This window comes from Vibrio sp. 378 (genome assembly GCF_033339435.1).
Genome location: NZ_JAWOUO010000004.1, coordinates 229,655 through 241,791 on the forward strand (window position 1 = coordinate 229,655; position 12,137 = coordinate 241,791).

The following is a 12,137-nucleotide window of genomic DNA, read 5'->3' on the forward strand; positions in this document are numbered from 1 at the left end:
TTGCTCGTTTCGTTTGATCTTACTCTTTCAAAGCTAACAAGCGAAAATGATCTCGCTAATTTATCACCTTTGTGAACTCGCTCCAAACATAAAATCCATACACTGTAAGGTGTTATGCCATAAATGCATGCGAATTAGAGCGCAGTCACGAGCTCGTGTATTGATTGAGTACTCTCGGTCAAGTTAGCTTTGTCCGACCAAACCATATTTTCTAACCATCCCTCGTAATTGGTGATAGCTCAAGCCAAGTAGCTCGGCTGCTTGTCGTTGATTAAACTTGGCTTCTTCCAATGCACGATTGAGTAAATGGATATCTTGTTCCTCTTGCCATTGTTTATAGTCTAGAGGGAATTGGATGGTGTTGCTTGATGCTTCCTCTTCTTGTTGTTCTGCTTGTTTTGCACTATGGCCAAGCGCGCTGTGCCAAACCGTTTCAAAAGGATTGAAAACCAGTTCATCAATTGGGTGAGCATTCAGACCATGTTGGTAAATTGCACGTTCAATCACGTTTTTTAGTTCGCGGACGTTACCGGGCCATTCATATTCAATAAGCGACTGCTGCGCTTTTGGGGTAAAACCGACAAAGTATTCCAGTTGCAGTTCACGACACATTTTCATCGCGTAGTGCTCTGCTAAAGAGAGAATGTCTTCTTTGCGCTCGCGAAGAGGGGGTAACATAATGACATCGAAGGCTAGCCTGTCGAGCAGATCTGCACGAAAATCACCTTGCTCTGCCAACTTTGGTAGGTCGGCATTGGTTGCACAAACAAGTCGAACATCCGCATTGAGAGCGGTATGACCGCCAACTCGTTCATATTCACCATATTCGATGACGCGTAATAGCTTTTCTTGAACTAAAAGTGGTGCGGTTGCCAGTTCGTCAAGAAACAAAGTACCGCCCTCGGCGCGCTCGAAACGCCCTTTATGCTTACCTTTAGAGCCCGTGAAGGAGCCGGATTCATGTCCAAACAATTCGGAATCTATTAGCCCTTCGCTTAATGTCGCACAGTTGAGTGATAGTAGTGGTTTATCCCAACGTCTTGATAAATAATGCAAACGCTGAGCGATGAGTTCTTTACCCGTACCTCGTTCACCAATGATGAGGACTGGGCGCTCAATGGGTGCAAGTTGTGATACTTTATCTAGTACAGCGAGAAAAGCAGGTGATTCACCAATCAGGTTTTGCTTCATAAAATCCTTCTTATTTAACAGCCGAGCCATGATTCAGGGATAGAGTTGGTAAATTTCACCAACAGTTGGTGAAAAACATCATAGCACAATAGTGTGTAACGACAACAAAATGAATAACAATCTGATTTAAAAGAAAATTATAAGTTGGCACGTTACTTGTTATATATTCAGGGAGACACAAGGTTAATCACCACCTTGTCGAGTTTTAATAGGAAAAAAGAGGAGTTCCGTTATGGGTATTTTTTCTCGATTTGCAGATATCGTTAACTCAAACATCAGTGCATTACTGGACAAGGCGGAAGATCCTGAAAAAATGATCCGTCTTATCATTCAAGAAATGGAAGACACACTTGTTGAAGTGCGTACTAACTCGGCTAAAGCGATTGCAGACAAGAAAGAGTTGGCTCGTAAGGTTGAAACGTTAGAAGAGCAAATTGGCGAATGGGGCCAAAAAGCGAGCTTAGCATTAGTTAAAGAGCGTGAAGATCTAGCTCGTGCAGCGTTAATTGAAAAGCAAAAGCTAGAGCAAGTGATTAAGGGCCTCCACACTGAGCAAACCTTAGTGGAAGAAACGATCGATAAGCTTACTGGCGAGATTGGTAAGTTGGAAAGCAAAATTGCTGAAACGCGCGCAAAACAGCAAGCACTAGCAATTCGTAACCAAACTGCATCTAACCGTCGTGATGTGCAAAAACACCTGCACACTAGCCGTACTAATGAAGCGATGGCGAAATTTGAGCAGTACTCACGTAAAGTGGATGAAATGGAAGCGGAAGCAGACTTGTATGCTCAAACTGGTAATGCTAAATCGCTAGAACAAGAGTTTGCAGAGTTGCAGGCACAAGACGAAATTGAAAAAGAGTTGGCAAAACTGAAAGAACAGATGTCATCGAAAGATAAATAAGAAAGGAGCCATTTATGTCGGCATTTTTTATAGCAGGACCAGTGATTGTCTTTTTAATCTTTGTCGCTCCACTATGGCTCTTCTTACACTATCGCAGCAAACGCAAAACAGATAGTGCACTGTCGAGCCAAGATTTAGAGCGCCTTCAGGTACTATCTGAAAAAGCGGAAGCGATGCAGTCCCGAGTTGATACATTGGAGCGCATCTTGGATGCTGAGTCACCAACATGGAGACGAAAGTATGAATAATCGAGAACTGTATCGTGACCCAGTAAATGGCAAAATCTCCGGTGTTTGCGCCGGAATTGCCAACTACTTTGGTGCAGAAGTTTGGTTGATTCGTATTGTAGTGATTTCTGCAGCGCTGTTAGGTGGTACGTTTTTGGTATTGTTAGCGTACATCGCGATGGCGTTTATGTTAGAAAAGCAACCAGTAACGTATTCTGAAAATATCAGAGCGCAGCAAGAGCATACGCTCAAAAGTAAGCCTTGGCAGAAAGGGCAAAGCCCTGATCAACTGCTCAGTGTGTTGGAAAGGGATTTTGACCGTCTTGATGTCAAAATTCGTAACATGGAAGCTTATGTTACGTCTGATACATATAGGGTGAACAGAGAATTCAGTAAGCTCTAGGCATTTTGTATCCAAAGAAGATTTAACTGAAGCAGGCATAAAGCCTGCTTTTTTATCACAAATTACTAATTTTAAAGCACTATTAATCTTTTCCGCTCTGGAAGTTCGTTCAAAATTCATCTACTTTAAAAATAATCCCCCAATTTTTATGGATGAATGTAATGAGAAGATTGCTCATTCCTATTGCCATCTCGGCTGTCTTGTCGGGGTGCGGTAAAGAACTTCCTCCTGTTCCTGAACCTGAATCGCGCCCTGCGAAGCTATTTACAGTATCTGTTGGCAATGCCCAGTTTGAGCGACATTTTCCTGCCACGACGGAAGCTGGCGATAGAGCAGTACTGACATTTCGAGTTCCTGGGCTTCTTCAAACGATAGAAGTGAATGAAGGTCAAGTCGTCAGTAAAGGTGATGTTTTGGCGTCATTAAACCCAGATGAATATTCTCTGCTCGAACAGCAAGCTCGGGCAAATTTTTTGCTCGCAGATGTGCAATACAAGCGATACCAAAAGCTACGTAAAGACCAAGTAGTATCTGAGCAAGATTTTGATGAGGCAAAAGCGAACCACAACTCGGCAAAAGCTCAATGGAATCAAGCAAAGGCAAACTTAAGGTATACCAAACTTGTCGCGCCATATGATGGAACCATTTCGTACATTCCAGCAGAAAACCATGAATATGTTGCCGCGAAAGAAGGGGTGATGAATATTCAGTCCAACCAACTCCTCAAAGTGATATTCCAAATCCCAGACTATCTTCTAAATCGTTACACGCAGGGGAGCGATGTCTCTGCCAGAATGATATTTGATGCGTTCCCCGAGCGAGCCTTTGATTTAACCTTTCAGGAAATCGATACAGAGGCCGATCCTAAAACGGGCAGTTACAAAGTCACGATGGTCATGGAGCGACCAGCAGAAATAGGCCTTTTGCCGGGAATGTCTGGCAATGCTTACCTCCTGTCCAAAAGTGCAGGAGCGACAAAGATTCCTAACTCCGCGTTGCTAGAAGAGAACGGCAAAACATACGTTTGGCGTGTCGATGAGCAAGGCATTGTGTCCAAAGCCGCAATTGAGATGAATGACAAAAATCAAGTGTTAGCTGGGCTTAACGATGGCGACCAAATCATTATCTCGGGTGTCAGTGTAATTGAACCCGGAATTAAGGTAAGAGCGTGGATTAAGGAAAGAGGGTTGTAATATGAAAGGAATCATCTCTCTAGCGACTTTACTTTCAACGCTTTTTCTCGTTGGCTGTGGGGATAAGGCGCCAGAAAAAGAGCTCGAAACGCCACGAGTTAGAGTTACGTCATTAGCGGGAAGCAAGGTGGATGACAACTTGTACTTCCCTGCGGTTGCGAATGCAGCGGATCGCTCTCATTTGAGCTTCAGAGTGGCAGGAGAAGTCAGCAGCATCATGGTAAAAGAGGGCGACAAAGTCACGAAGGGTGATGTTATTGCAACACTAGATCCCACTGACTATGAGTTGGATGTAGATAATGCGAGTGCGCGTTTTTCTGTTGTCGACAGTCAGTATCGCCGCTCACGCCCTTTGGTCGATAAAGGCCTATTAGCTAAGTCTCAGTTTGATGAAATTGCAGCACAACGACAAATCGCCTTAGCTGAGCTTCAGTTAGCCAAACTTCGTCTATCATTTACTGCCTTAAAAGCGCCCGTGGATGGGATTATTTCGCGAGTTAATATCGACCAATTCGAAAATGTTCAAGTCGGACAGCATATCGTTAATATTCACAGCTTGGAGCGAGTCGAAGTGTTGATTCAGCTTCCTGACCGACTCTATGTGAACCAACCGCCAACGGAAGAAAGGCTTACCGCGATCAAAGCATTAGTGCGCGTGCCCAGTGGTAACGAATATAACGCGACGGTAAAAGAATTTACAACCGAACCCGACCCAACAACAGGTACGTTTACTGTCACACTGTCGCTTCCTATGCCGGAAGAAGAGTACATCCTAGATGGGATGGCTGTTGAAGTAACGTCTAAAGACGAGAATGTTGGGCTTGATCTCAACCTAGGAATTAATGTCCCTATCGAAGCCATTTTTAATGCGGATGGTGACGAGCTGGGGCGCGAAAACAAATTTGTTTGGGTACTGAATGACGACAATACGGTATCGCGCAAACAGGTGCGAGCAGGTAAGGCATCTAAAACGTCCATTCAAATCCTTGATGGTCTCATGCTCAAAGACAAAGTTGTGATTGCCGGTGTTTCTCGATTAAGGGATGGCATGAAAGTGGAAGTGATACAGGAAATGGCTACGCAGGAGGCCGGTCTATGAGCGATCTTAATAAATCAGCGCCTCAAAGTGATGATGATGTGACCGGTATTGCTGCGTACTTCATCCGAAATCGCGTCATCAGTTGGATGTTCGCACTGATATTTTTGATTGGTGGTATCGCCGCATTCTTTGGTTTAGGGCGTCTTGAGGACCCTGCTTTTACTATTAAAGATGCGATGGTAGTGACCTCTTACCCTGGTGCGACACCGCAACAAGTCGAAGAAGAAGTGACGTACCCAATCGAAAAAGCGATTCAGCAGCTTACTTATGTTGATGAAGTAAATTCGATTTCTAGCCGAGGCTTATCTCAAATCACGGTCACGATGAAGAACAATTATGGCCCTGATGATCTACCACAAATTTGGGATGAGTTGCGCCGTAAAGTGAACGACCTTAAAGGGACGTTGCCTCCAGGTGTGAATGAACCTCAAGTGATCGATGATTTTGGTGATGTTTACGGGATTTTGTTAGCGGTGACTGGCGACGGTTATAGCTATAAAGAGCTACTGGATTACGTCGATTACTTACGCCGAGAGCTCGAACTGGTTGATGGTGTGAGTAAAGTTTCGGTATCCGGGCAACAGCAAGAACAAGTTTTCATCGAAGTATCGATGAAAAAGCTGAGCAGTATAGGTCTTGCTCCGGATACCGTGTTTAATCTTCTTTCGACGCAAAACGTGGTTTCTGACGCAGGAGCGATCAGAATTGGTGACGAGTACATCAGAATTCAGCCGACTGGCGAGTTCCAGAGTGTGGAGGAGCTGGGTGATTTGTTGATTACTGAGTCGGGTGCTCAGGGGCTCATCTTCTTGAAAGATGTGGCGGAAATAAAACGCGGGTATGTAGAAGTCCCGAATAATATTATTAATTTTAACGGCAGCCTCGCACTAAACGTGGGTGTTTCTTTTGCTGAAGGCGTCAACGTCGTTGAAGTCGGAAAAGCGTTTGATCATCGCCTTGCAGAGCTAAAGTACCAACAACCTGTTGGTATCGAAATCTCGGAAATTTACAGTCAGCCTAAAGAGGTGGATAAATCGGTTAGCGGTTTTGTTGTCAGCTTGGCTCAAGCTGTCGGTATCGTCATTATCGTACTTCTGTTCTTTATGGGGCTACGTTCAGGTCTGCTTATCGGTTTAATTTTACTGCTGACGGTGTTGGGTACGTTCATTTTCATGAAGTATCTCGCGATAGATTTGCAGCGGATTTCATTAGGTGCCTTGGTTATCGCGTTAGGTATGTTGGTGGACAATGCAATCGTCGTGGTTGAGGGGATTTTGATTGGTACGCAAAAAGGGCGAACTCGACTCCAAGCGGCGACTGACATCGTTACCCAAACCAAGTGGCCATTACTTGGGGCAACTGTGATTGCTGTAACTGCATTTGCGCCCATTGGACTGTCTGAAGACTCGACGGGTGAATACTGTGGCACTTTGTTTACGGTTCTGCTGATCTCATTGATGTTGAGTTGGTTTACCGCTATCTCGTTGACACCGTTCTTTGCTGACATCTTCTTTAAAGGCCAGAAGATTAAACAAGGTGAAGGGGAAGAAAATGATCCATATAACGGGGTTATTTTCGTTATTTATAAAAAGTTTCTTCAGTTTTGTATGCGTCGTGCTTGGTTTACCGTTGTGGTGCTGATTGCGGGATTAGCGGCAAGTGTTTACGGGTTCACCTTTGTGAAGCAAGCGTTTTTCCCATCTTCGACAACGCCGATTTTTCAGTTAGATGTATGGATGCCAGAAGGAACTGATATTCGAGCAACTAACACAACGCTTAAAGAGTTAGAAAGTTGGTTAGCTAAGCAAGAGCATGTTGACCATATCACGACGACCGCGGGTAAAGGCTTACAGCGCTTCATGTTAACGTACGCGCCAGAGAAAAGTTATGCGGCTTATGGTGAGATAACCACTCGTATGGAAAACTACGAAGCGTTAAAACCATTAATGGCGAAGTTTCGAGAGTATTTAAAAGCCAACTACCCAGAAATCAATTACAAGCTCAAACAGATTGAGTTAGGCCCTGGTGGTGGTGCAAAAATTGAAGCGCGCATTATTGGTTCAGATCCAACCGTCCTTCGTACGATAGCCGCTCAGGTCAAGGACATCATGTACGCCGATCCTCAGGCAACAAATATCAGGCATGATTGGCGTGAACGAACCCAAGTTCTTGAACCGCAGTTTAACGAGAGTCAGGCACGTCGCTATGGCATTACAAAATCAGATGTCGATGACTTCTTGTCTATGTCATTCTCTGGAATGACGATAGGCCTTTACCGAGACGGCACGACGCTCATGCCTATCGTGGCTCGCTTACCTGAAGATGAACGTATTGATATTCGTAACATCGAAGGCATGAAAATATGGAGTCCAGCACAGAGTGAGTTTATTCCACTTCAACAAGTCACAATGGGTTACGACATGCGTTGGGAGGATCCTATTATTGTACGTAAGAACCGTAAGCGTATGCTCACTGTGATGGCAGACCCTGATATTCTAGGTGAAGAAACCGCATCGACGTTGCAAAAACGTTTACAGCCCCAAATCGAAGCGATTCAAATGCCTCCTGGCTATTCACTAGAGTGGGGTGGTGAATACGAATCTTCTGGTGATGCTCAAGAGTCGCTGTTTACTACCATGCCAATGGGGTACTTGTTCATGTTCTTGATCACTGTATTCCTATTTAACTCTATCAAAGAGCCACTCATTGTTTGGCTTACCGTGCCGCTGGCGTTAATTGGCGTCACCACAGGTTTGTTGGCACTCAACACGCCGTTTGGTTTTATGGCATTGCTCGGCTTCTTAAGCTTATCGGGAATGGTGCTCAAAAATGGCATCGTATTACTGGACCAAATTGAAATTGAAATGAAGTCCGGTAAAGAGGCTTATGACGCGGTTGTTGATGCTGCGGTAAGTCGCGTCCGTCCCGTTTGTATGGCTGCTATCACGACGATCCTTGGTATGATCCCACTGTTGCCAGATATTTTCTTCAAACCAATGGCGGTTACGATTATGTTTGGTTTGGGTTTTGCGACAGTCCTGACACTGATTGTCGTGCCAGTGTTGTATCGTTTGTTCCATAAAGTGGCAGTACCGAAACAGGCTTAGTGCTACTGATATAACGATGAAAAATATCGCGCCTCTAGCTCATCAGTTAGAGGCGCTTTTTAAGGAAGAATAATGACAGAACAAAAAACGTGTGCGTGGGCGATGAATCACCCATTAGAGCGCGAATATCATGATTCCGAATGGGGCGTGCCAGTATATGACGACCAAGTCCTGTTTGAGTTTATTACTTTGGAAGGTGCGCAAGCTGGTCTTAGTTGGATCACCATCCTTAAAAAGCGCGAAGGTTACAGAGAAGCGTTCGAGAATTACGATCTAGATGCGTTGGAACAAAGAAATGAAGAACGCGCTGAATACATCGTGGAAAACTTCGATGTTGTGAGACATCGCGGAAAGATTAACTCGGTATTCAGTAATGCCAAAGCGGCCAAAGCGTTAATTGCTGAATACGGGAGTTTATCAGACGCGTTGTGGCAGTTCGTGGACGGTGAACCAATCGTCAATCAATGGCAACATATGAGTGACGTACCAGCTTCGACAGAGCAATCCAAAGCCATGAGTAAATTCCTAAAAAAGAAAGGCTTCAAGTTTGTCGGTGAAACCATCTGTTATGCTTTCATGCAAGCCGTCGGCATGGTGGATGACCATATCGTGGGATGTCCTAAAAAGCAGAATAAGTAACGTTTGGCGATTAAGCTAATGTTGTTAGTTCTGGCTATCATGAATACGTTCCAAAGCTTCGATTCGACGCCATTGAGTGGCATCGAAGCTTTGTTTTCTTAAAGAAATGATTTCTGCCTGTTTTTCGTCTTGCCCTAGAAAATCCCTATTCAGAATATTTTGACGCTGCTTTAAGTAAGTGGCGAGTTGAGTCTCAAATGATGCTCTTTGCTCATCAAGCTTTTGCAGCCTCTGCGCTCCGGCATCTCCTACCAGAGCAACACGGGCGATGTACTTGTCTTGTGAATCAAGCTGAGAAGCTTGCTCGAGCTGCTTTGCTAATGCGTTATTGCGTTCACTTTCTCGTATGTAATCCGGTTGTTCTGATAACGCTTGATTAAGAAGGTGTGTTTGACTCTCGATATCCGATGCCTGTGTTTTAATCGTCAGCTTTTCTAAAGCAAGTTGGCGAAGTCGGTTTTCTTCGTCAAACAATTGGGTTATCTGCACCTCGTTAAAGTATTGAAGCTGTAAGTTCAGTATTGCTTCATTCAGCATGGTTAACTGTTCAAGCGTTAGGTGGTTGTGCTCAAAAGGCTCTAATGCAGTGAGTGCTTGCTTGTAGGAAAGGTAGGCTTGAAAAAGTGTGGCATCAATATTCAGAGTTTGCTTTGCTAAAGTGTCATCATTGACTTCCGCTTTGATCGTATCGAGATCTTCTTCGCCCAGCCGGCTAAGAGAATATTCGAAGAAGTCTTTTGGGGAAGAGACATCGGCGGCTATATCTTGCTGAGATGGCGAATGGTTAGAGGTTATCTCTTGTTGTTTGTCGCTTTGTAACAGAGAAAGCGCTCCCACGCCAAATATCGAGAGCAGGATAAAAGTGGTGAGAGCGACTTTCTTCATTGTGATGACCTCTTATAAACCTTGAAGTTTGAGACGATTTGCATGTTGGCGATAAAGCGTGACTGGATCGGTTTCAAAAAGATGATGAATACCGAGTAGGCCGTTAATTTCATCCAAATGGTTCATTTGATAATCATCACGTATGACTTTGCCCAAATGTGTGCTGCACGCACCAACTAAGCCATCATTTGGCCCATCAAAGGCTAAGCCAAGTACCATCATGGCAGCGTCGGTCGGATCGAAAACGTTTGTAAAAGTGGATGATCCGGTCCATGAGTAGTAATAAACGCCATTTGAAGCCAGCAAGTCACCATTACCACATTCACTGGTAGGGACTCCCTCCGGGTAGTGTTGGTTAAACGCTAATGATCCTTCCGTGGTTAATGCTGCTAGTGAGGCTAAAGGGTCTTGGTCGAGATCAGAACCACCTGATAGAAGATTAATAAGAGTAGTTAAGCCTTGCGCCAGTTTTACCGCGAGCTGCTCACTACCCGAACCCTCAGATACGGTGCCACGAACTAAATCTGCCACTTTAGACCCTTTATTAACGCCTCCTATACTCGTAACTGATGCGACTAGGTCAGGACGGACAGAGGCAACATAGCGCGTTGTTGGACCACCATGACTGTGACCAATGAGATTGACTTTCTCTGCGCCTGTTGCTGCAAGTAAGGTTTCTACTTGAGCAAGCAGTTGCTCCCCTCGAACTTCGCTGCTATTGGTCGCGGATACCTGTGCAACATAAACCGTAGCGCCATCTTTTGTTAAGGAATGTGGTATTCCGAAAAAGTAATCTACGCCTGCGAGGGTATCAAAACCAAATAATCCATGAACCAGAACAATCGGATACTTGGTTTGGGTATAACCTGTTGCAGCGTATACGGAGGTTATTGGGACGGTAATTAAGGTAAAAAGCATTAGCGCTATAAATTTGAGTTTCAAAACTATCTCCTTGTGGTATGACCTCTTATGAATGATAAAAAGTAGGAGAGAAACTCTAAATTTGGAAAGCCTATTTATAGCACATTATTTCATTCTGTGACTGCTCAATTGAAAAACAACACAAATGATTAACATTAATTAATGGCGTGGGTGAATGTTAGTAAATTCTAATTAAGTCAGGGGGTTATAAAAACGCCCCGCAATGCAGGGCGATTCAATCATTGTTATAGGGAGACTTCTTTTTCAAGCATTAAGGCGTTATAACGCGCAAAACCAGTCTCTAAATCAGCGATCAAGTCATTTACGTCTTCTAAGCCAATATGAATACGAACCAAAGTACCTTCAAAGTGTGGGTGAGCTACGGTTCTCAGGCTGTTAAAGCTCTTAGGTTCGTTAGCTAGAATGAGGCTTTCATAACCGCCCCAAGAGTAACCCATACTGAAGTGTTTCATACCATCAAGCAGAGCCGTCGTCGCTTTTGGATAAGACGTTTTGAGAACAAATGAAAACAAGCCGTTTCCACCTGTGAAGTCTCGTTTGAAAAACTCATGGCCAGGATTTGTTTCTAAAGCTGGATGGCGGACATGATCAACTTCTGGGCGAGAAGCGAGCCACTGAGCGACTTTTAAACTGCTTTCTGCGTGCTGTCTTAGGCGAACATCCAACGTGCGAATACCTCGAAGACCTAGGTATGCGTCGTCAGGAGAAACGCACTGACCCATCAGGTAGCTTTGTTCACGAAGCTGATCCCAATACTTTTCAGAAGCCACAGCAGTACCTAGCATGACATCTGAATGTCCAACGATATACTTAGTCGCCGCTTGAATGGAAATGTCTACGCCATGCTCGAAAGGAGAGAAGTTCACGCCAGCTCCCCATGTGTTGTCAAGCATCACAATGATATCTTGCTCGTGGGCAATGCGCGCTAATGTAGGTACATCTTGGACTTCCATGGTTATTGAACCAGGAGATTCCAAGAAAAGGACTTTGGTATTCGGCTGAATCAAGTCTCGGATACCTTCACCGATCATTGGGTCATAATAGGTGGTTTCGATGCCCATCTTTTTCATAATGGTGTTACAAAAGTCACGAGTTGGTTCGTAACAAGTGTCCACCATTAGAATGTGATCGCCAGTTTCAACGAAAGAGAGGATGGCATTTGAAATTGCTGCCGTTCCACAAGGGTAAAGCGCGCAACCAGCTCCACCTTCAATCTCAACCATTGCGTCTTGGAAAGCAAAGTGCGTGTTGGTGCCTCGGCGACCATAAAACAACGTTTTGTTTGCACGATTAATGGTGGCTTGGTTCTTTTCTGCAACTGTATTGAATACCACAGTTGAAGCGCGTTGAACGGGTGGGTTTACAACACCATTTGTCCACTTTTTATCGCGGCCAGCGGTAATGAGTTTGGTTTTTTTTCCCTCTGACATAAAAGTTCCCTGTCTTAAATATTGCGGTTTGGAATATTTAAAACATGGACGACGTAGGTTATGCAAGGGAAAAGTCAACTATCAGCCAATAACAGCCAAGATGAACAGGTAATGATG

General features: G+C 44.4%; 11 protein-coding genes. 7 read left to right on the top strand and 4 right to left on the bottom strand.

Annotation, left to right across the window (positions count from 1 at the left end; all coding sequences use genetic code 11):
• Positions 1 to 183: 183 nt before the first annotated feature.
• Positions 184 to 1,191, bottom strand: coding sequence for a phage shock protein operon transcriptional activator (gene pspF / locus R7Q48_RS09840; RefSeq protein ID WP_017820869.1), 1,008 nt, complete (start codon positions 1,189 to 1,191; stop codon positions 184 to 186).
• A 232-nt stretch (positions 1,192 to 1,423) separates the two neighbouring features.
• On the opposite strand from pspF, the gene pspA reads away from it, so the two are divergent.
• From pspA to R7Q48_RS09875, 7 genes are all read left to right on the top strand, one after another.
• Entirely contained in the window at positions 1,424 to 2,095 is a 672-nt protein-coding gene (gene pspA, locus R7Q48_RS09845) for a phage shock protein PspA (RefSeq protein WP_005378119.1), read from the top strand.
• A gap of 14 nt (positions 2,096 to 2,109) precedes the next feature.
• Positions 2,110 to 2,343: an envelope stress response membrane protein PspB gene (gene pspB / locus R7Q48_RS09850; protein WP_005378117.1), complete on the top strand. Its 234-nt coding sequence runs from the start codon at positions 2,110 to 2,112 to the stop codon at positions 2,341 to 2,343.
• The gene (pspC, locus tag R7Q48_RS09855; protein WP_017820868.1) at positions 2,336 to 2,725 is read left to right on the top strand and encodes an envelope stress response membrane protein PspC; all 390 of its coding nucleotides are present in this window, start codon (positions 2,336 to 2,338) and stop codon (positions 2,723 to 2,725) included. The genes pspB and pspC overlap by 8 nt, the downstream gene beginning before the upstream one ends.
• A gap of 161 nt (positions 2,726 to 2,886) precedes the next feature.
• Positions 2,887 to 3,918, top strand: coding sequence for an efflux RND transporter periplasmic adaptor subunit (locus R7Q48_RS09860; RefSeq protein WP_213907831.1), 1,032 nt, complete (start codon positions 2,887 to 2,889; stop codon positions 3,916 to 3,918).
• 1 nt (position 3,919) lies between these two features.
• A complete protein-coding gene (locus R7Q48_RS09865; RefSeq protein ID WP_205460897.1) occupies positions 3,920 to 5,017 on the top strand; it encodes an efflux RND transporter periplasmic adaptor subunit in 1,098 nt (365 codons plus the stop codon).
• Positions 5,014 to 8,124, top strand: coding sequence for an efflux RND transporter permease subunit VmeI (vmeI, locus tag R7Q48_RS09870; RefSeq protein ID WP_262606120.1), 3,111 nt, complete (start codon positions 5,014 to 5,016; stop codon positions 8,122 to 8,124). Before R7Q48_RS09865 ends, vmeI begins: the two co-directional genes overlap by 4 nt.
• 72 nt (positions 8,125 to 8,196) lie before the next feature.
• Positions 8,197 to 8,763: a DNA-3-methyladenine glycosylase I gene (locus R7Q48_RS09875; protein WP_005378109.1), complete on the top strand. Its 567-nt coding sequence runs from the start codon at positions 8,197 to 8,199 to the stop codon at positions 8,761 to 8,763.
• Positions 8,764 to 8,787: 24 nt separating this feature from the next.
• On the opposite strand, the gene R7Q48_RS09880 is transcribed toward R7Q48_RS09875, so the two are convergent.
• From R7Q48_RS09880 to R7Q48_RS09890, 3 genes are all read right to left on the bottom strand, one after another.
• A complete protein-coding gene (locus tag R7Q48_RS09880) occupies positions 8,788 to 9,648 on the bottom strand; it encodes a lipase secretion chaperone (protein ID WP_222716615.1) in 861 nt (286 codons plus the stop codon).
• A gap of 12 nt (positions 9,649 to 9,660) precedes the next feature.
• Positions 9,661 to 10,566: an esterase/lipase family protein gene (locus R7Q48_RS09885; protein ID WP_210405579.1), complete on the bottom strand. Its 906-nt coding sequence runs from the start codon at positions 10,564 to 10,566 to the stop codon at positions 9,661 to 9,663.
• Positions 10,567 to 10,814: 248 nt separating this feature from the next.
• On the bottom strand, positions 10,815 to 12,020 hold the full coding sequence (locus tag R7Q48_RS09890) for a cystathionine beta-lyase (RefSeq protein WP_258457643.1): 1,206 nt from the start codon (positions 12,018 to 12,020) through the stop codon (positions 10,815 to 10,817).
• Positions 12,021 to 12,137: the final 117 nt, after the last annotated feature.